The organism is Pedobacter sp. UYP30 (assembly GCF_040547165.1).
In the GTDB taxonomy this organism is placed as follows: domain Bacteria; phylum Bacteroidota; class Bacteroidia; order Sphingobacteriales; family Sphingobacteriaceae; genus Pedobacter.
In genome coordinates this window covers 23,205-44,175 of the sequence record NZ_JBEPPD010000022.1, presented here as the reverse complement: position 1 = coordinate 44,175, position 20,971 = coordinate 23,205, and the positions used below count along the sequence as shown (strand labels likewise).

At 39.3% G+C, this 20,971-nt stretch carries 12 protein-coding genes; 3 read left to right on the top strand and 9 right to left on the bottom strand.

Annotation, left to right across the window (positions count from 1 at the left end; genetic code table 11):
- Positions 1–143: 143 nt before the first annotated feature.
- From ABIB40_RS18035 to ABIB40_RS17995, 9 genes are all read right to left on the bottom strand, one after another.
- Positions 144–3,527, bottom strand: coding sequence for a methylmalonyl-CoA mutase family protein (locus ABIB40_RS18035; RefSeq protein WP_354360836.1), 3,384 nt, complete (start codon positions 3,525–3,527; stop codon positions 144–146).
- A gap of 156 nt (positions 3,528–3,683) precedes the next feature.
- Positions 3,684–5,351 carry an alkaline phosphatase PafA gene (gene pafA / locus ABIB40_RS18030; protein WP_354360834.1) on the bottom strand — a complete coding sequence of 556 codons (1,668 nt, stop codon included), beginning with the start codon at positions 5,349–5,351 and terminating at the stop codon, positions 3,684–3,686.
- 58 nt (positions 5,352–5,409) lie between these two features.
- Positions 5,410–6,657, bottom strand: coding sequence for a bifunctional folylpolyglutamate synthase/dihydrofolate synthase (locus tag ABIB40_RS18025; protein ID WP_354360832.1), 1,248 nt, complete (start codon positions 6,655–6,657; stop codon positions 5,410–5,412).
- A gap of 92 nt (positions 6,658–6,749) precedes the next feature.
- Positions 6,750–7,571, bottom strand: a complete 822-nt coding sequence (locus ABIB40_RS18020) for an energy transducer TonB (protein ID WP_354360830.1) — start codon at positions 7,569–7,571, stop codon at positions 6,750–6,752.
- On the bottom strand, positions 7,568–7,972 hold the full coding sequence (locus ABIB40_RS18015) for an ExbD/TolR family protein (RefSeq protein WP_354360828.1): 405 nt from the start codon (positions 7,970–7,972) through the stop codon (positions 7,568–7,570). The genes ABIB40_RS18020 and ABIB40_RS18015 overlap by 4 nt, the downstream gene beginning before the upstream one ends.
- Positions 7,972–8,679, bottom strand: a complete 708-nt coding sequence (locus tag ABIB40_RS18010; RefSeq protein WP_354360826.1) for a MotA/TolQ/ExbB proton channel family protein — start codon at positions 8,677–8,679, stop codon at positions 7,972–7,974. The genes ABIB40_RS18015 and ABIB40_RS18010 overlap by 1 nt, the downstream gene beginning before the upstream one ends.
- Positions 8,680–10,119 (bottom strand): SPOR domain-containing protein, encoded by a 1,440-nt coding sequence (locus ABIB40_RS18005; protein ID WP_354360824.1) that lies wholly within the window; start codon positions 10,117–10,119, stop codon positions 8,680–8,682.
- A gap of 58 nt (positions 10,120–10,177) precedes the next feature.
- Positions 10,178–11,878 (bottom strand): TonB-dependent receptor, encoded by a 1,701-nt coding sequence (locus ABIB40_RS18000; RefSeq protein WP_354360822.1) that lies wholly within the window; start codon positions 11,876–11,878, stop codon positions 10,178–10,180.
- A gap of 5 nt (positions 11,879–11,883) precedes the next feature.
- Positions 11,884–14,907 (bottom strand): tetratricopeptide repeat protein, encoded by a 3,024-nt coding sequence (locus ABIB40_RS17995; protein ID WP_354360820.1) that lies wholly within the window; start codon positions 14,905–14,907, stop codon positions 11,884–11,886.
- Between the two features lie 919 nt (positions 14,908–15,826).
- Here ABIB40_RS17995 and ABIB40_RS17990 point away from each other — a divergent pair.
- From ABIB40_RS17990 to ABIB40_RS17980, 3 genes are all read left to right on the top strand, one after another.
- Entirely contained in the window at positions 15,827–18,766 is a 2,940-nt protein-coding gene (locus ABIB40_RS17990; RefSeq protein WP_354360818.1) for a PVC-type heme-binding CxxCH protein, read from the top strand.
- Positions 18,767–18,969: 203 nt separating this feature from the next.
- Complete coding sequence (locus tag ABIB40_RS17985) at positions 18,970–19,830, top strand: sugar phosphate isomerase/epimerase family protein (RefSeq protein ID WP_354360816.1); 861 nt, start codon at positions 18,970–18,972, stop codon at positions 19,828–19,830.
- A 21-nt stretch (positions 19,831–19,851) separates the two neighbouring features.
- A complete protein-coding gene (locus tag ABIB40_RS17980; protein WP_354360814.1) occupies positions 19,852–20,967 on the top strand; it encodes a Gfo/Idh/MocA family protein in 1,116 nt (371 codons plus the stop codon).
- Positions 20,968–20,971 lie beyond the last annotated feature (4 nt).

Genomic DNA, 20,971 nt, shown 5'->3' with positions numbered 1-20,971 from the left:
TGCTTCTTTTATAAAGAGCAGGCTTTTTTAATATAGCAATTGTTTTAGAGTCACTCAAATTAGAATAATTTGGGCGCTTTACAACGTTCGTTAGCGCAGAACACCCGCTAAATATTCAGCGCTTTTTTTCAAATTCAACTACCTTACATATTTCTTCTATATTGTCCACCAACCTCATAAAGTGCATTACTAATTTGCCCTAAAGAGCATGTTTTGCATACTTCCATCAATTCTGTGAAAATATTTTCACCGGCAGTTGCTGCAGCCCTAAGTTTTAGCAATTTATCCCCAGCAACTTTCTTGTTTCTAACCTGAAATACTTTTAGAGAAGCAATCTGATCTTGTTTTTCTTTTTCTGTTGCTCTAATTACTTCTGTAGGTACAATAGTTGGCGAACCGTTCTTATTTAGAAACGTATTTACCCCAACAATTGGAAACTCTCCACTGTGTTTTAACGTTTCATAATAAAGGCTTTCTTCCTGTATTTTGCCGCGTTGATACATCGTTTCCATTGCACCCAACACGCCGCCACGATCATTTATTCGTTTAAATTCTGTTAACACCGCTTGTTCAACCAAATCCGTTAATTCTTCAATAATGAATGCACCTTGCAAGGGGTTTTCATTTTTTGCCAGCCCCAGTTCTCTATTAATAATCAATTGAATGGCCATCGCCCGACGAACAGATTCTTCTGTGGGCGTGGTAATCGCTTCGTCATAAGCGTTGGTATGTAGTGAGTTACAGTTATCGTAAATGGCATAAAGCGCTTGGAGTGTGGTTCTTATGTCGTTAAAATCAATCTCTTGAGCGTGTAAAGATCTTCCCGAGGTTTGAATGTGGTATTTTAGCTTTTGCGACCTTTCATTGCCTTTGTATTTGTTTTTAATTGCTTTTGCCCAAATTCTACGGGCAACTCTTCCAATAACTGCATATTCTGGGTCTATTCCGTTAGAGAAAAAGAAAGATAGATTGGGTGCAAAATCATCAATATGCATGCCACGGTTTAGGTAATATTCTACGAATGTAAAACCATTGCTTAAAGTGAATGCGAGTTGAGAGATTGGATTTGCTCCTGCTTCTGCAATGTGGTAGCCAGAAACAGAAACTGAATAAAAGTTTTTAATGTTCTCGTCGATAAAATATTTCTGAATGTCGCCCATCATCCGCAAGGCAAACTCGGTAGAAAATATACACGTATTCTGCGCTTGATCTTCTTTTAAAATATCTGCTTGCACTGTACCTCTAACCGCGCTTAGCGCACCTGCTTTTATGCTTTCATAAACATCTATTGGAAGCACCTCATCGCCTGTTACGCCCAAAAGCATTAAGCCAAGCCCGTTATTTCCCTCTGGTAATTTTCCATTATAAACGGGGCGGCTTTGTTTTTTTGAGCTATAAATTTTGTTTATTTTTTCCTCTACTTCTGTTTGAATATTGTTTTCGACGATGTATTTCTCACACTGTTGATCTATGGCAACATTCATAAAAAAACCAAGCAGCATGGGTGCTGGGCCATTAATCGTCAAAGAAACCGACGTGCTTGGCGCGCAAAGGTCAAAACCCGAATAGAGTTTTTTGGCATCATCTAGCGTGGCAATGCTCACCCCAGAATTTCCAATTTTTCCGTAAATGTCTGGCCTAATGTGCGGATCTTCTCCATAGAGCGTCACCGAATCGAATGCCGTAGATAGGCGGTTAAATTTTTGTCCGAGAGATACATAATGAAAGCGCTTGTTTGTCCGCTCTGGGCCGCCTTCTCCCGCAAACATTCTAGTTGGGTCTTCTCCCTCTCGCTTTAAAGGAAAAACCCCAGCGGCATAAGGAAATTCGCCCGGGAGGTTTTCTGTGAGTAGCCATTTTAGTAAATCGCCCCAATCGTTATACCTTGGCAAAGCAACCTTTGGAATTTTTAACTGAGATAACGATGTATAAAACAGCGGTAATTTAATCTCTTTATTTCTAACCTTGTAGACAAAATTCGCCTGAGTATATGTGTCTTTTACGGCGGGCCAATTGCGTAAAAGTTTTTTTGCCTGCCCGTCTATCATTTCTTCAAATTCGGCCAAAACTCCTTTTAAATCGGCTATCGTTTCCTCTTGTGCAGGTTTTTTTTCTTTCATTTGATCCAGTAAAGAAATAACGCCATCTAGCTGATACATTTTTCTTGCAATGGCCGATTGCGCTTCTACCCACTGATTATAATGATTGCTTGCTTCGGTAATTTCTGCTAGATATCTAATCCTATCTGGAGGAATGATGTATGCTTTCTCTGTGTTAGTGGCTATTTCTGTTGCATCTATTGCAAAATCGACACTGGTTTTTTCTTTAATCTGATTGAACAGTGCTAAAAAAAGTTCGTTCATTCCCGGGTCGTTAAATTGCGATGCCATGGTGCCATATACCGGAATTTCGTCATCAGGCACATCAAATTTTAGGTGGTTTCGCTTATACTGTTTCCGCACATCGCGAACAGCATCTAATGCGCCGCGCTTATCGAATTTGTTAATAGCCACCAGATCTGCAAAATCGAGCATGTCTATTTTTTCCAATTGGGTGGCTGCGCCAAATTCTGGGGTCATCACATATAATGAAACATCGCAATGATCTGTTATCTCTGTGTCTGATTGACCAATACCAGAAGTCTCAACAATGATCAAATCGTATCCAGCTGCTTTGCAAATGTCTAAGCTTTCTTGCACATTTTTCGATAATGCAAGGTTTGCCTGCCGCGTAGCTAAAGAGCGCATATAGACCCGCGGATTGTTTATGGCATTCATTCTAATTCTATCGCCTAAAAGTGCGCCTCCGGTTTTTCTTTTTGATGGATCTACCGAGATAATTGCAATCGTTTTTTCTTTTGTATAAAGCAAAAACCGTCGCAACAACTCATCAACCAAAGAAGATTTACCCGCACCACCCGTGCCAGTAATTCCAAGCACTATACTTTTTTGTGTTTTCGGCAATTTTGCTTTTGCCATCTCCACATAAAACTTGTCTGGATTGTTTTCTGCAAAAGATATAAGCCGGGCAATGTTATTGGTATTTTTTTGGGTAATGTTTTTAAACTCGTCTTTTATTTCGTTTATGGTCACAAAATCGGTTTTTCGCAGCATGTCGTTTATCATGCCTTGTAAACCCATCTTTCTGCCGTCATCTGGCGAGTAGATTTTTGTTATGCCGTACAGTTGTAGTTCATCAATTTCTGTAGGTAAAAACACACCACCACCACCGGCAAAAATTTTAATGTGGCTAGCTCCTTTCTCCAACAACAGATTAAACATGTATTTAAAATATTCTATATGTCCGCCTTGGTAGGAGGTCATGGCAATGCCCTGCACGTCTTCTTGTATGGCACAGTTTACCACTTCATCTACCGATCTGTTATGCCCTAAATGTATTACCTCTGCGCCCGATGATTGTAAAATCCTACGCATAATGTTAATGGTTGCATCGTGGCCATCAAAAAGTGATGCGGCTGTAACAAACCGAATTTTATTTTTAGGAATATATTTTTCTTCTGCTTGCATGATAAAAAATAGAATAATCTCAATAGATTCAACAGAAATATCTGGTTATTCCAAAGATAAGAAATCTGAGCGAGGGGTTTCTCATATTTCCCCAAACGGTTTAGAAATAAAAAAAGCCGACATTTCTGCCGGCTTAATACCTATTACTGCTTTGATTTATTTCGAAAGTAGTTCTACTATCGGTCTGCCAATACATCCATTTGGCATTTGAATGTGTAAAAGACCAGCTAAAGTTGCAGAAATATCCGTCATATTTACTTCGGTATTTGTTGCGCCTTGCTTAATTCCCCAGCCGTACCAAACCAATGGAATGTGGGTGTCATAAGGACTCCAAGTGCCGTGCGTTGTTCCGGTTTGACCGCTACCTTCAAAATCGCCGCTCTGTAAAATAATTTGGATTTGTCCACTTCTTTTAAAATTATAGCCATTCGTAACCATAGTTTTAATGGGCTCTGGAACGGGTAAAGCGCCAATTTTCTCTATATCTATGGCGTAGGTTACATTCGGTTGCACTCTTATATAATCACAGGTCATTTTTTTAATTGCATCGAAGTCTAGTTGTTCGCTGCTAATTTTAGCCAAATCGAAATTTACTTGGTAATTTTTAATGTCGCGGATTAAATTTCCTTTCCCATATTTATCGGCCAATATCTTATTTAAATCTTTTTCTAATTGATTGGAATTCCATCCGCTGGCAGGCAAATTATGCGCTTTCATAAAATTGATGGAATGTGCCGCGCCATGATCGGCTGTCAAGAATATGGTGTAATTTCCTGCGCCAACATTTGCGTCGAGCATGTTAAAAAAAGTTGCTAAATCTTTATCTAACCGTAAATAGGTGTCTTCAACCTCTATAGAATTTGGTCCAAATTGATGGCCAACATAATCTGTAGAAGCACAGTTAACTGTTAAAAAATCTGTTGCTGCTCCCTTGCCCATGCCATTTGCTTTTACTGCTTCTGTTGCCAAAGCCAACGTAAGGGTGTTTCCAAAAGGCGAACTGCGAATTACACCCTTGCTTTTTGAATATACAGTTTTTAAATCATGTGGAAAAGTAGGCGTTTTTTCTCCTGAATATTTTCCCTCCCAAGGCACGTCATCTGCCGTACTCTCTGTATAGGTATTTATAGGATATAAGGTGTTCCATCCATTTTCTAGTAGCTTTTCTGCATTTTTTTGATCGTTAAATTTGCTTACCCAGCTAGGAAGCTCTTTGCTATAATAACTGCTGGTAATAAAGTTTCCACTGGCATCATCTAACCAAAAGGCAGCACCTAAATGCCCTGCTGGTAAAATAGAAGCCCGGTCTTTTAAAGACACGCCAATTACTTTAGATTTAAAGTTTGTTGCCAAACGGAGTTCATCTGTAATGGTAGAAACTAGTAGATTCCGGGGTGACATTTCGCCATCTCTAGAATCGGCACCGACAGTTGTAACAGTACTGTCTGAAGTACAGTATATGTTTTTTCCAGTAAGTTGGTCTATCCAATCGTTGCCAGAAATGCCATCGATGCTAGGCACCGAACCTGTAAAAATGGTAGAATGGCCAACCGCAGTATAACTCGGTAAATAATTTATCATCGTATTTTCGCAGCTAAAGCCTTTGTCAAGTAATCTTTTAAATCCTCCCTCGCCATATCTGGCATAATACCTGTAAAGATAATCCCAACGCATTTGGTCTACTACAATGCCGACAACAAATTTTGGACGAGCAACTTCTTTAGAATTATTGGGAGAAGATATGGACGGTTTCTTTTTCTGCGCAAATGTTGGCTGAAAACACAACGAGATGAGAAGGAAAGCTAAGAAGAAAAGTTTTTTCATGTTTTTTTCTTTCAAAAATAGCCTTTTTTCCTATAATGGATTTAAAGATGATGTTAACTTAAGGTAAAGCCTCTGCTACAACAAAAGTACTTCCGCCAATAAATATAAAATCTTGGTTTTGCGCTGCCAATAAAGCGGCAGCCTTAGCGTCTGCAACAGAAGGGTAAGCTTTTCCTGTCAACTCAAACTGCGATGCCTGTTTCATAAGAGCGCACGCATCCAAACCCCTTTCTATATTTGGGCTACAAAAATAATAGCATGCAGTTTTTGGTAATAAAGCTAAAATTTCGTCGATAGACTTATCTTTCACCATGCCGAAAACGATGTGAAGTTTTTCAAATTTTGTTTGGTTGATGTTCTTCAACACCTCTTGGATACCTGCAAGATTATGCCCGGTATCGCAAATTACTAGTGGATTTTTTTGGAGGATTTGCCACCTGCCTTGCAAATGGGTAAGTTTCTTTACGTTTGCAAGGCCAGTATAAATTGCCTTCGGCTCTACCAGAAAAATATTTTGGCTATTTAAAATGCTAATGGCTTTTATCACCGTTAGGATATTTTTTTCCTGATAACTGCCTGTTAGATCACAACTTAAATTTCCGAACAGCAATTTATCCTCCTCATAAACCGAAAACTGTAACTTGCCTCTGATGAGTTTTTTGTTCTTTAAAAACAGTTTTTCATCGGCAAAGAAAATGGGCGCGTTAAGCGTCTTGGCTTTTTCCTCAAAAATATCTTTTATGCTTTTTTGAGTTTCCCCAATAACCACAGGAATGCGCTGTTTTATAATCCCTGCTTTTTCTGGTGCAATTTCTTGCACCGTACTGCCCAGTAAATTGGTGTGATCTAGGCTAATGTTTGTAATGACAGAAACTTCTGGCGTAATTACATTGGTAGAATCTAATCTGCCGCCTAGGCCAACTTCGATAATGGCAATATCCACCTGCTCATTTGCAAAATAATCGAAAGCCATGGCTACCGTAACTTCAAAAAAAGAAGGTTCTAATTGTTCTATGAGCAATTTTTGCTCATTTACAAATTTTGTAACCTGTTGTTTGCCTATTTTTTTTCCGTTGATGAGTATACGCTCTCTAAAATCTTTTAAGTGCGGAGAGGTATATAAGCCAGTTTTGTAGCCTTGGGCTTGCAGTACTGCGGCTAATATATGGCTTGTGGAACCTTTGCCATTTGTGCCTGCAACGTGTATGCTCTTAAATTTTTGCTCTGGGTTGTCAAGCGCCGCGCAAAGTTCTATGGTATTTGATAAATCTGCTTTTAAGGCAGCTGCACCAATTCTAGTAAACATTGGGAGTTTAGTGTATAGAAAATCTAGGGTTTGCTGGTAGTTCAATGGCAAAAAATGTTAGTTTTTCTAAATATTTTCGACTAATCGGGACGCTATTTCACCTTAAAATTAAAGACAACAACACCAGTCTGTACATCTGGTGCAGACTCTAATTTGTTCAGGCTTGCACCTAACACGGCGGCTTCGCACTTTTTCCACAAGCCTAAATCAGATAGGGTAGTGCCCCTGGCACCGCCCCGGGCATAGATTACCTTTCCATTTTTATCTACCTTGATTTCCACGGCTATTTTTCCATGTGCTTGCCCATCGTCTTGAATTCGCGGAATGTTTACAAATCTTCTGCTTGCCAAAGAGAGTGCTACGTTTCCATTTCCAGAACCACCTTCGCCGTAGTCGTTGGAAAGTGGATCGCCATTTACAGATCCTTGGTTTCCTGCGGTGGTGCCAGTTCCATCTCCTTGCCCTTGACCCGTATTTTTCTTGCCTTTATAAAGTGCATTTTGGTTTATAACCGGTTTTGCAGGCTTCTCTTCGGTAGCGGTGGTAGGAGCGGTGGTTGTGGTTTTAACTTTTTTGGTGTTTATGGCAACCGCATCTTCGGTATTTTGCGTTTGTATTTCTTTCTCGTTTACTTGAGAACTGGTGTTTGGGGTAACTTTATCTTCTGGAGTAATTTTGTCTGGCGCTTTTTGGTTGGCATTTGGATCAGCAGATGGTTCTTCAATACTAGTATAATCATCGCCCATGCCTTCTACAGATGTGCCATAGTTTACCACCATACCGCCCATTCCTACATTTTCTGGTGGTTGAAACCGACCGATAACGATAAAAAAGCTTATCGCAAGGAGAAAAATCATAATCCCCGCGGAAATGGCAAATGCTTTTGGATAGTTATTTTCCTCGTGTTCTATCATTTCTTTTTGGGCTCTACAGCCAAAACTACTTTCAATTTCAATTTGTTTGCAATATCAAAAATTTCCATGGTATTTTCAATGGAAACACCTCTAGCCACATACAAAATAATGGTAAGGTCTGGTTCTAGCGCTTGGTATTTTTCTATAGCTGGCTGAAGCTCATCTAAAGTCATCGGTTTTTTGTCCAAAGAATATTTTAAATTCTCATCTATGGTAACCGTTACAGCTTTTTTCGCGGTAGATTGTTGTCCACTTTCTGATCGCGGCAGCAGCAGTTTAACTACATTTGGATTAACCACGGCCGAGGCCAATAAAAAAAACAAGAGCAAGAAAAACATAATATCGTTTAATGCCGATGTATGAACCTCTACATGAGGTTTATTCTTCTTTCTTAAATTCATTATTTGCTAGGTTCTTCTAATAAATCAATAAAATCTATGGAATCTGTTTCCATTCTTAACACAATACGCTCTACCATTGCATTTAAAATGTGGTAAAGTACATAGGCAATAATACCGATAATTAAACCAGTCGCTGATGAAATCATCTTAATGTACAAACCACCAGAAATAGTTCCAATTTCAATTGCGCCTTTAATGGATACATCATGAAAGATAGTAATTACCCCAATAATTGTTCCCACAAACCCAAGCATTGGGGCAATGCCGGCAATAATTCCTAAAATACTAATATTTTTTTCTAGTTTAGAAACTTCTAATTTTCCTACGTTTTCTATTGCCGCTTCAATATCTTTTATTGGTCTGCCAATGCGCTTTAACCCTTTCTGCAACATCCGCGAAAGCGGAGACTGGTTGTTACGCAACATGGCTAGTGCGCCATCTAAGTTACCAGATAAGATATATTGTTTTACCTGACCGGTTAAGTTTACCTCTTCTTTTGTAGATTTTTTTATGGTGATGTATCTCTCCACAAAAATTACTAAACCTAAGAAGGCTAAAAGCCCTAAAGGCAACATTACCCAGCCGCCTTTAAATAACAAATCTATAAAATGCAATTCGGGAGCCGGCTGACTTAGGTTTGAATTAACCGCATTGAGAGAATCTTGTAATACTCTTGCGGTGTCTTGGATGATTAATAAAGTTGTCATTTATGGTGTTTTAATTTTTTGTACGTAAAAGCCTTTTCCTCGTAATTTTTTCTGTAAGATAACTAGTTGTTTTTTTGCCTCCTGTTCTGATGGGAAAGAAGCGATGCTAATTTTTTTTCTAGTGCCGGTCATGTGTGCTATTTTGGCATCATAGCCTTTACTTTTCATGATAGAAATGTATCGCCCTGCAGCTTTTTCTGTTTTATAAGAGGCCACAATCACATCGAACGTGATGATAGGTTCGTTGTTTGCAATGTTTTGTCCGTTAATGCTATCCCTACCTGGCGATTGTACCATATTAGCCCTTAGCACACTATCTGCTTTATTTATAGAATCTTGTTTGCCCTGCGCGGTGTCTATTGGTGTAACCTGTATTTTTGTAGAATCGGTAGGTTTTACCACTTTCGCAATAGGATCCGAGCTACGGTTTAATAAGTTTGGTTGGAAAAAATACACCAGTCCACCAATAACTAGCAGGATGATGAAGGTAACCAGCACTTTTGGCCAGATGCTTTTTTCTGTAGGATGTTCCATCGTATCCGCTCCAAATCTTTCTGGGTGTTCCTCGTGTTGTTCTTTAATAAACACTGGAGCCTGGGTTACTTGTTCTTTGGTATAGTCTACATCAGCCTTGCTTTCTTCGATTGGCGGAACAATTGACGTAGTTAAATCCTTATTTTCTTCATCAAGTATTTGGTTGCCCAAAATAGTTTTCCTCTCCTCTTCGGATAGCGGGGGTTCTAAAATCGGAGTTTTAAGTTCTTCAACCGGAGGATTTACTTGTTGTGCTTCTATTTCTGTCGGTTCAACTTTTGTCGGAGTCTCGGCAAATTCTTCAGGTTTATTTTCTTCGCGATGCTGTATAGGTTCCTTTATTTCCGAATTGATTTTATCGGTCTCTAAATGGGCTAAGGTGTTCGCTAGATCGGTTTTTACTTCGTCTAATTCTATGTTTTCCACAATAGGTGGACTCGTTTGTTGATTGTCGGCCGCTGCGTCGTTCGTTTTTTCACTAGATGATGCAACGGATGCTCCATCGTTCACGGTTGGCATTCCGAAATAGCTAGGGTCTAAAATTAAGTCTTGATCCGCCTCAAAATGGATGTTGCTTTCCTCATTTAGCGAAAATTTGCCTAACCCGTTAATGGATGCTTCTCGATTTTGATCTAAGGAAGCTTTAATGCCAGAAGTAAAAGATGCTATTGCTTGCTTGCTTTCCTCAACAGACAGTTTGTTTTCTTTTGAAACGAAATCTGCAAACGCTACGTTTTCAGCTAGGTTTTCTGCATCAAAATTTAATTTAAAACTTGGCGGTGCAAAGGTTTTTTCTGCTTTGTTAAAGTGCCCCGGTACGCGAGTTTTTGTAAATACACCAAATCTACCCAGCGTAGCATCGGTATGTGTTTGTAGAAACGCTAATAAATTTGATGTAATGTCCATTCGGCCAAAATTAAGTGTTTTTTCTAAACCTTTCTAATTTTTGGATGTTCGACTCTTTTTAGAAAGAATAGGTTAAGCCTCCAAAAATGTTAAATCCATTTACTTGGTAATATAAATACTTGCTATAGTTAGTGTTAAGAAGGTTGTTTGCTTTTGCAAAAACAGAGAATTTATTGTTTATGCGATAATCTGCGCCAACGCCTAAATCTACAAAACCTTTTACATCTACAATATGCTCTATTGATGTATTTGGGGAGGTGTAACTTAGCGCATCCACAGGTTGATCAACATACACTTTGGCCTTCATGTCGTCTTGTATCGCTACAGCTGCGTTTAAGGTAATCTTTTTTGTGATGGCGTATAGTAAGTTAGAGCTTACCTTTAAACCTGGTTTAAACCAGCTGTAGGTTTCTGATGCAGACTTGTAGTCCTCTATATTTAATTTTCCGGTCCATTTTAACGCATCGCTAACCTGCACCGAAATCTCTCCTTCTAATCCCGTAATCTTGCTTTTCCCTAAATCGTAGATTACGTCAAACTTGTTAAATGCATTAAAGTTGTTTACAAAAAGTGGCATACCTTCTATTTGCTTAATGTAAAAGCGTGCTTTGTAGCCAAACCCTGGGCCACCAGTTCCTTTTATACCTCCACTAATATTTAATTTTTCTACAGAATTTTTAATGTTGATGTTGTTGTTTAACCAAGGATTTTCACCGGTAAGTTCTTTAAGCGAAGTGCGATTTACATCGCCAGTAACTTGTGCAAAAACTTGCAGGTAATCAGGAATTAACGTAAAATCTGCAGTAATGGCAGGGAAAATTCTAGAACTGTTAGCTGCACCAAATTCTTGCACAAAATTTATACCCGCGGTAACCGTTGCGCCACGCACCAATAAACGTATGTATGGGTTTAAACGTAACAGGTTGTTGCCAATGCTTGTTAAATCATCTTTGGTTTTACCAAACTCTGTAGAGGCAGCTAAACCCAAATTTAAAGTGCTTATCTTTTGGTTAACATATCCGTTCAACGTAAAATAGCTTTCGCGTGCATTAAATTTATCGCCCCACAAAGATCCGTTTGCCTTTAATGCATAACTTAAATTCGCGTTGTTTTCATCATAATTTTTTACCAACTCACCTTCAGCTTCTATAAAAGTTAATGCCTGTTTTTGTGGGTTTTGATTTAGGGAAGCGCTATCTGGATTGATGCCATAGAAATTCAGTCCGTTGCGTTGATAAGTTAAACGTCCGCTAACCGTATTTTCTTCTAAAATGCTCCTACCGAAAATACTTAGTGTGGTATTGCTACTTTTTTGGTCGTTTAAATTTCCGCTTTGACCAAAGTGCTTAAAATAACCACCAACTTGTAATCCTTCATCTTTGCCATTATTTACATAAACTTCGCCCAAAAAGGTAGATAACGAGCCAATTGCACCTTTAACATAATTGTTTACCAAAATACTAGATCTCTCTTCGGCAACCTGCTGCGCTTGTAGTTTTTGGATGTCGCTGTTCAACTCTAACTTTCTATCGGTAAGGCTATAATTTAATTTAGCCTGATAGGTTTTAACATCATCCAAGTTAGGGCTTCGCCGAAGTTTTACTGCTTCGGCCAGGATAGGTTTATAAGGCCTAACCACCTCAATTTCTTCGTTAAGGGCGTTGTTGTTTGTGGTGTCGGGCTTTTTATCTTGCGCGGAAACGCTTAATCCAATTCCGCAAAACAACAACAAGCCACCTATATTTTTCAATAACCTCATCTTTCTTACTTCTTCTTGTTTAGTTTTTCTAATTTTTCTTTTGCCGCCGGGATAATGTCGTCCTTGGTTTCGTAGTTGTCTATAATACTTAACAAGGTGCTTTTTGCCTGTAAGTCATCGCCTTGGGCTGCGTAATTATCAGATAATAAAATAAAAGATTTTGCCACCCAATAATCGTAAGATGCCATATCGTTAATTACCTTAAAACAGCTTTTTGTAGATGTTTTGTATTGGCCTTTACTATATTCTAACAGCGCCAAATTATATTGAGATTCTGCAGCAGCAATTGTTTTGGTGCTGTCTACCACACTTTTAAATTCTGTTATAGCGTTTGTGGTGTCTCCCTTTAAAAGGTAAGCTTTACCTGCATATAAACCTGCACTATGTTTTTCTTCTTCTGATGCTTTTTCTGATTCTCTAACCAGTTTTGCGTATTTGAGCATATCATCTGGCATGTTTAGCGCAGTATAGGCTTTTAACAAATTGTTTATCGCAAAACCATAACGTGCTTTATAGTCGGTGGTGGTTTCTAGCCTTTTTAAATATACAATTGCCTCGTTATACTTTTTCTGGTCTAAGAATAATTGAGAGATACTTACCAAACTTTGCTCCGTATAATCGCTTGTCCAGTCGTTCAGAATATATTCATAATCTGGAATTGCCTCATCTGGCCTGTCCATTTTTACCAAACTTTCTGCACGGATAAATTTTGCTTGTTTTTCATGTATAGACTTCGGAAACTTATCAAAGTAGGCGTTTACGGCAAGAAACGCTGCCGGAAACTTGCCTTGTAGGTATAAGTTATTTACTGCGCTAAATACAATGTTATCTTGCTCTGAGTTGCTGTAATTACCTAAAGGAGTGGTTTCTGCGTAAGCAATAAATCCGTTCGCATCGCCTTTATCTAAATAAATGTTTTTAATAGATTCCATGGCCTGTTTTGCCTCGTCTGCACTTGGGTAATCGGCAATTACCTTTTTAAAAGTAGTTGCCGCAGCATCGTCTTCTTTTTGGTTGTACTGCACCAAGCCAATAGTTACCAGTGCTTTAGCCACATAACTGCTCCGCGGATATTTTGCAATTAAATCTGTAAGGTCCCTTTTTGATTTATCGAAATCGCCTTTGTTAAAATAGGTGTAGGCAGTTTCAAAGCCTGCGTCATCAGCATAATTAGAATTTGGAAACTGGCTAAGTAAACTTTGCAGGGTCGCAATTTTTGCATCGTATTGCGTCTCCAAACCTTGAATCATTCCTTTTTGAAAAAGTGCATAGTCTGCTGCATCTGTTTTTCTATTGATGATGGTATTGTAATCTGCCATAGCGGCATCATACTTCTTTTCTACGAAATAAGAATCTGCAAGCCTAATGGTTGCATCATCAACCGTTTTTTGGTCTTTATCATTGCCAGCCAAAAACTTTTCGAAGTAATTGGCTGCTGTTCCATATTTCTCGCCCTCAAAAGCGGCATAAGCCAAAGCATAATTTGCAAAATTGTACACACCCGTTTTATCTGCATCGGGCATTTTTAGAAACGTCTGGAATGTTTGTACAGATTCGCCGTATTTACGTAATTCGTACATAGATTCTGCTTTCCAATAGGTAGCTAAGGCAGAAATTTCATTGTCTTTTTGGTATTTTTCAGACCGTAAGAACATAGATAATGCATTTGGAAATGCACGTTCGTTATAAAATTCTAAGCCTCTAAAATAAGTTACTTTTTGATAGGCACTTTCTGCCTCTGGTGTTTTTTCTACAATCGGTTGTAAAATGTCTACTGCTGCTTGATAGTTTTTGGTTGTTAAAAGAACCTCACCCAACAATGTTTTCGCTTCGTTTATTTTTCGAGAATTTGGAAATTGCTTTAAAAAGCTTTGAGTGGCGTCTAGCGCTTGTTGCGAATAATTTAACTCGTAGCTTAGTTTAGCGTATGCCAGCCAAGCTTCTTCTTTAATGTTCTTATCAAAATCTAACCTAGACGACCTGAAAAAAGCACTTTGAGATTTTGCTTTGTTGCCTAACTCTAAGTAGACTCTACCTAAAGTGTACATTCCATTTTGAAGGTAAATATCATCGGCGGTTAGTTTTTCTAGTACCGCAACGGCTTCTTTCGATTTTTTATTTTGATAAAGCGAATAACCATATTGATAGATAAAAAGGTTGTTTTTACTGTCTTCGGTATCTTTCGCATAAAACTCTCTAAAATATTTTTCTGCGTTTTTAAAATCGTTCTTTGCAAAATAAGAGGCCGCAACCAAGCTGAACATTTCTGGCTCAAATTTCTGTTTGGTCTTATTTATAGAAGAAAGGCCGTAATCAATTACATCATCATAACGTTCATCTAAATAATACATCGAAGTGATGTAATATGGATAGCTGGCTTCGTAGGTTGGCGAGCCTTTTAGCTTTTCGAAATTAGCAAGGGCTGTTTTATATTCTTTATTTAAATAGTTGATGTACGCAAAATAATAGGTGGCGCCTTCTTGATAGTCGCCTTTTTCCTTCTTAACACTTTCGAAAAGCGGTTCTGCTTTCTCGTAATTTTTTTGCTCGAAATAAGCATAGCCCTCTTTAAATTGGTATTCTAAACGTTGGCTGCCCGAAAGGGTAGAAGGGTCTGCTTTTTCAAACCATTCTAGTGCCTTGGTATAATTCTTTTGGTCGAAATAAGATTTTCCGACAAAGAAGTAGGCAAGCTTGGTGTTTGGGTTTAGCGGATAGTCTCTAATAAAATCCCTAAAAAGATCTTCGGCATCGCTATTTGTAAGTTCTAGTGCGCAAACAGCTGCATAAAACTTCGAATTTTCCTTTATTAGCGAAAGCTCTGCGCTATTCTCTAACTGCGTAGATGGCCTGAACGTTTTCTGCTGCACCAACTTAAACTGTTGGGACGCAGCCGTATATTTTTCTTTCTGTAATAACTCTAAGCCATCTTGGTAGTTCTTATTTAAAGTTTGCACGGCGCTAACCTGTGCGTATGTAGTAAAACTCCCTGCCAAAAATAGCGGGATGAGTAAGTGTTTTTTCTGCATCAGTCTCAAATATGGTGGCTACTAAATTATAAATAGTAAGCAAGCTTATCAACAGAAGTAACTAACAACTGTTAACAACAGGCCATTTGCCCATCTTAACGGACTAATTTTAAAAATGTTGTAACATTTGATTTGAGGATGAATTAATTTAGTTTTAGAAGAAATAGGGGAAAGAGTAGCGGCTTGAGCCACCTGTTTGCCAAATATAGGGTTAAACAAAAATTAAAGCCAAACGGTATGAAAATCTTTATTTGCGCTCGAACCAAATTATGGATTAGTTGTATCTGCCTGCTATTGTGTGGTTATGCATCCGCTTAGACTACAGAATTTAGCGTTGCCTTTACCTTTGAGGTTATTTGCTTTTTTGGGATTTAGAGCAGAAGATACTCTAACCGCTGTGTGAATCATCATCATCTCTGAAACAAAATCATTGAAAATCCAATCAGTAAGCTCTAACTTTTGAGTTTAATAGAATAATCTAAGTAAAAATGACAAGATACAGTCAGATTTTGGTAAAATAGAAAAGGATTAGTTAGCTACATTTGTTTTATACCATATTTGACCAATTACTTCTAGCCTAATTAAATTGTTGGAAATAGGTATTTGTTAAATACTAAAACTATAAATGGCATAGAAAAACGAATAGAGTGCCTATCGTTATTTCTAATTTAAAGCCATATTTACCTACAAGGAAATATGTAGTAAGTATTTAACAAATTCTAAGTAATATGTCGGGTAGCTGTAAGAAGTGCGGATATGAGCAAACACGTCCGTCTTACCTAAACAGATATAATTATTGCTTTAACAGGCACAAAATAAAAGAAGGGGTTTCGGAAATCTTAAGCAGAATGTTCGAAAAGCCGCCAAATACCTATAGAATAATCATCAGTTAAAAGCCTATTTCAAAAATTTTGTTTTCATGAAAAAATACATCGTTTTAACAGTAATTTGTTTAGTGGCCCTTATTAGTTTTAAAGGCACATATAATAAAGCTGAACCGCCACGCAGACTAGAAATTTTATTTTTGGGGCATACCGCCACGCACCACGAGTCTGGTAAGCTGGCAGAGATAGTTCAGCAGTCTTTCTTTAAGGATGGAATAAACATTACGTATACCACCAATCCCGATGACTTGAACGATAGCACGCTATCTAGGTATGACGGCCTGATGCTGTACGCCAATTACGATTCCATATCTAAATCGCAGGAGAAAGCCTTATTACAATTTGTAAAAAGCGGCAAAGGATTTATTCCGGTGCACTGCGCATCTTACTGTTTTCGCAATTCAGACGAAGTTGTAAAAGTGATTGGCGGGCAATTTAGTTCCCATGACACGGGCACTTTTAAAATGGTTATTGTTGATAAAAAGCATCCAATTATGAAGGGTGTTGAGCCTTTTACCACTTGGGACGAAACTTATGTGCATACCAAAATCAACAAAAACATCCATGTGTTGACAGAACGCTTAGAAGGCGACCATCACGAACCCTACTCCTGGACCAATACTTATGGAAAAGGGCGTGTTTTTTACACCGCTTACGGTCATGATGAGCGTACTTGGAAACAACCTGGGTTTTTAAAGCTGTTAGAAAATGGTGTGATATGGGCTGTCGGTAAAAAAGCAGAAAGAAATTTAGACAAGTTAAAAAAGCCCAATCCTGCTTATACCGCAGCAGACATTCCGAATTATGAGAAACGCGACCCTGCGCCGAAGTTGCAAGCACCTTTATCACCGGCCGAGTCGCAATTGTTAACGCAAATTCCTGTCGGGTTTAAAATGCAGCTTTTTGCTTCCGAACCTGATATTGAAAAGCCTATTGCCATGGCCTGGGATGAGCGAGGCCGGTTATGGATACTGGAAACCATAGATTATCCAAACACGGTTAGAGAAACTACCGGAGAGGGAAATGACCGCATAAAGATTTGCGAAGACACCAATGGCGACGGCAAAGCCGATAAGTTTACCATTTTTGCCGATAAGCTGAACATTCCTACCAGCATTGTATTTGCGCGGGGCGGTGTAATTATAGCACAAGCGCCAGACTTTTTGTTTTTGAAGGATACCAATGGCGATGACAAAGCAGATGTACGCGAGAAGCTGATTTCTGGCTGGGGTAAAAGTGATACCCATGCTGGTCCATCAAATCTAAAATATGGTTTAGACAATAAAATATGGGGAACAGTTGGCTATTCTGGTTTTGATGGTTCAGTAGGTGGGCAGAAATTCAACTTTAGCCAAGCCGTTTATCGGTTTACGCCCGATGGTAAAAAGCTAGAACACTTAGGCTCGACAAGTAACAATACCTGGGGGCTAGGTTTTTCTGAGAATTTTGATGTTTTTGTTTCAACAGCCAATAACTCGCATAGCGATTACTTAGGAATTCCATTACCTTATTTACAAAGACTGGCGATGCCAGGCATGGAGTCTGTTAAAAAAATAGAAGGACATTACGGCATGCACGTAGTTACAAAGAACTTGCGCCAAGTTGATGTATTTAACGGGTTTACAGCTGCAGCTGGACATAATTTATACACCGCCCGAAACTTCCCCAAGGAATATTGGAACAGAATAGGTTTTGTGAATGAACCAACAGGTCGTGTTATTCACCGCGCCATTTTAGAACCTGATGGCGCTGGTTTTAAAGAGAAAGATGGTTGGAATTTTTTAGCGAGCGCAGATGAATGGATGGCGCCCGTGCAATCTGAAGTTGGCCCCGACGGTGCAGTTTGGGTAAGCGATTGGTATAATTTTATCATTCAGCATAACCCTACGCCTAAAGGGTTCGAAAACGGAAAAGGCAATGCCTATATCAATCCGCTGCGCGATCGTACCCATGGCCGTATTTACCGCATTGTTTATGATGGCGCAAAACCATCGCCGATAACAAAACTGGATAAAAACAAACCCGAAGAACTCTTAGCAGGCCTAAAAAGTGATAATATGTTTTGGCGTATAACAGCCCAACGCTTAATAGTTGAAGGAGGATATAAACAAATGGCGCCGCAGTTATTTGATTTAATTCGCAATAAAACAGTTGATGCTATCGGTATTAATGCACCAGCCATACATGCCTTATGGACTTTAAATGGCTTAGGTTTATTAAACGGATCAAACGCAGAGGCATTGGCTGTTGCCGAAGAAGCATTAACTCACCCAGCTGCTGGCGTGCGCAAAGCTGCCTTGCAGGTTTTACCACTTACTACACGATCAATGGCAGCAATTCAAAAGGCTGGGTTGTTAAATGATACTAACTTAAATACAAGACTGGCTGCGTTTTTAACAATTGCAGATATGCCGGCATCTAAAGAAATGGGTGTGTTTTTACTGGCGGCCCAAAAAGTTCCGCAAAATGCCAACGATTACTGGCTTAGTCGAGCCATACCAATTGCCATGGCCACTCACGTAAAAGGTTACGGAGATAAGACTAAAGCTGCTAATTTGGCCGGAATAGATAGCGCTAATACTTCACGCGCTAATGTTGACCAAACGGTTAAACTTGCTGTGGTACAAAATGCAATGAAGTATGATTTAAAAACATTTACCGTAAAAGCAGGCAGCATGGTAGAAGTTGTTTTTTCCAATCCCGATTTTATGCAACATAATTTACTAATACTACAAAAAGGCAGTATGGACAAAGTGGGTGCAGCAGCCGATAAGTTGGCTCAGGACCCAAAAGGTATTGATCAAAACTATGTACCAAAAATGCCCGAAGTATTGTTTTCTACCAAGCTCATCAATCCGCAGGAAACTTATAAACTGAAGTTTAGAGTGCCAGCTGATGCAGGCGATTATCCCTTCATTTGTTCGTTTCCGGGCCATTGGCGTATTATGAACGGGATTATGAAAGTTGTAAAATAATCTCAAAGAAATTATACATGACCGAAGAAATTAAAGAGAATTCGGCCGCTGCCTCATCGACACTGGATATGAAATTGATCTGTGCATTATGCTAATAAGATTTAACCTACTTATACTTTATTTCAGATCAAAAGGCGGGTATAATTAGCATTACTAAATAAAGCAGAGGAGCCGGAATCTACACCCTTTTAACAAAAAAAAAGATGTCGTTATCAATAAAATTTGGTGTAAGCACCTGGCTATTCACGTCGCCATTTCAAACATCATCTATAGAAGAACTATTTCCTAAAATTGCCGCCATGGGCTTTGATGTGGTCGAAATTGCAGTCGAAGATCCGGCGTTAATAGATGGGCAAGCGGTAAAGGAAGCATTAGCCAAATATAAATTAAAGGCCATAATATGCGGTGCATTTGGGCCGACCCGCGACCTTACTAGCGAAGATCCAAGCATTCACGAGGTATGTTTTAAATATATAGCCGACTGTTTGGACCTGTGCGTTTTATGGAATATCAAATTCTTCGCTGGGCCAATGTACTCGGCGGTTGGCAAAGCACGAATGCTACTGCCAGAGCAACGCAAGGAGGAGTGGAATCTAGCCGTGCGGAACTTAAAAAAGGTTTGCGAAATGGCCGAAGAACGCGGATTGCAAATCGCTTTAGAGCCTCTTAATAGATTTGAATCGGATTTGGTAAATACCGCATCGGATGTGGTAAGGATGATTGATGATATTGATCATCCGGCGGCCAAAATTATTCTGGATGGTTTCCACATGAATATCGAAGAACCTAACATCGAAGAAGCTATAAAACTGGCCGGTGATAAATTGATACATGTGCAAGTTGCTGAGAATTATCGAGGTACACCTGGTACCGGGCAAACCAATTGGGCAGCTTATCGACGTGGTTTAGAGGCAATCAATTACACTGGAACCGTATCAATAGAAAGTTTTACACCCGATAATAAAGAATTGGCGCAAGCTGTGTGTATTTGGCGTCCTTTGGCCCAGAGCCAAGACAAATTTGCATCAGAAGGTTTAGCATTTTTAAAAAAATGGGCGCAATAGTCCACAAAAAATATAACGAATATGGAAAGTAAGAAGCTTAATATCGCAATTGTAGGTTTAGGTTTTGGGGCCGAGTTTATCCCTATTTATCAACATCACCCAAATGCAAATATGTATGCCATTTGCCAGCGCGACCATACAAAATTACACCAAGTTGGCGATGCGTTCGGGATAGAAAAACGCTATACAGATTATGACGAATTGCTGCGTGACCCAGAAGTAGACGCGGTCCACATCAACACACCCATAAAAAGCCATGCCGAGCAATCTATAAAAGCATTACGTGCCGGCAAACACGTTGCCTGTACTGTGCCTATGGCTACAACGGTAGAAGAATGCCGTTTGATAGTTGAGGCAGTTAAAGAAACCGGCCTTACGTATATGATGATGGAAACCGTGATATATAGCAGGGAGTTTCTATTTGTAAAAGAACTATACGAAAGTGGCGAATTGGGCAAACTACAATTTCTACGTGCATCACATCAACAGGAAATGGCAGGTTGGCCCGGCTATTGGGAAGGCCTCCCGCCAATGCATTATGCAACGCATTGCGTGGGCCCGGTATTGGCTTTAGCTAAGGCTGATGCTGAATATGTCTCGTGTTTTGGTTCAGGCAGGATTGATGAGCCTTTAATAGAAAAATACGGCTCGCCATTTGCAGTAGAGAGCTGTCACATCAAATTTGCTAATTCCGACTTATCAGCAGAGGTTACCCGTTCCTTATTTAATACCGCTCGCCAATATCGGGAGAGTTTTGATGTATATGGTTCAGAGAAGACGTTCGAATGGACATTGGTGGAGGGTGAGCAATCTGTTATCCATACAGGCGAAGTGCCCGAAAAGGTAACTATTCCAGATTTTGCACATTTATTGCCTACCGAAATTCAGGCGTTTACCACGGGTGGCGTGTACGATGCAAATAGTAATCAGCATCTATCCTTTATTCAAGGCTCGGGCCACGGTGGATCGCATCCGCATTTGGTAAATGAATTTGTATCGGCATTGATTAACAATCGCCAGCCATTTCCAAATGCAAGGCAATCGGCTAATATAACTTGCGTAGGTATTTTGGCGCACGAATCGGCAATGGATGGCGGCAAGAAAATAAATCTTCCTGATTTTACATTAACAGATTGATGGC

Coding starts and splice junctions, on each gene's coding strand:
- ABIB40_RS18035 (WP_354360836.1), bottom strand. CDS start 3,527: ATGCAAGCAGAAGAAAAATATATTCCTAAAAATAAAATTCGGTTTGTT.
- pafA (WP_354360834.1), bottom strand. CDS start 5,351: ATGAAAAAACTTTTCTTCTTAGCTTTCCTTCTCATCTCGTTGTGTTTT.
- ABIB40_RS18025 (WP_354360832.1), bottom strand. CDS start 6,657: ATGTTTACTAGAATTGGTGCAGCTGCCTTAAAAGCAGATTTATCAAAT.
- ABIB40_RS18020 (WP_354360830.1), bottom strand. CDS start 7,571: ATGATAGAACACGAGGAAAATAACTATCCAAAAGCATTTGCCATTTCC.
- ABIB40_RS18015 (WP_354360828.1), bottom strand. CDS start 7,972: ATGAATTTAAGAAAGAAGAATAAACCTCATGTAGAGGTTCATACATCG.
- ABIB40_RS18010 (WP_354360826.1), bottom strand. CDS start 8,679: ATGACAACTTTATTAATCATCCAAGACACCGCAAGAGTATTACAAGAT.
- ABIB40_RS18005 (WP_354360824.1), bottom strand. CDS start 10,119: ATGGACATTACATCAAATTTATTAGCGTTTCTACAAACACATACCGAT.
- ABIB40_RS18000 (WP_354360822.1), bottom strand. CDS start 11,878: ATGAGGTTATTGAAAAATATAGGTGGCTTGTTGTTGTTTTGCGGAATT.
- ABIB40_RS17995 (WP_354360820.1), bottom strand. CDS start 14,907: ATGCAGAAAAAACACTTACTCATCCCGCTATTTTTGGCAGGGAGTTTT.
- ABIB40_RS17990 (WP_354360818.1), top strand. CDS start 15,827: ATGAAAAAATACATCGTTTTAACAGTAATTTGTTTAGTGGCCCTTATT.
- ABIB40_RS17985 (WP_354360816.1), top strand. CDS start 18,970: ATGTCGTTATCAATAAAATTTGGTGTAAGCACCTGGCTATTCACGTCG.
- ABIB40_RS17980 (WP_354360814.1), top strand. CDS start 19,852: ATGGAAAGTAAGAAGCTTAATATCGCAATTGTAGGTTTAGGTTTTGGG.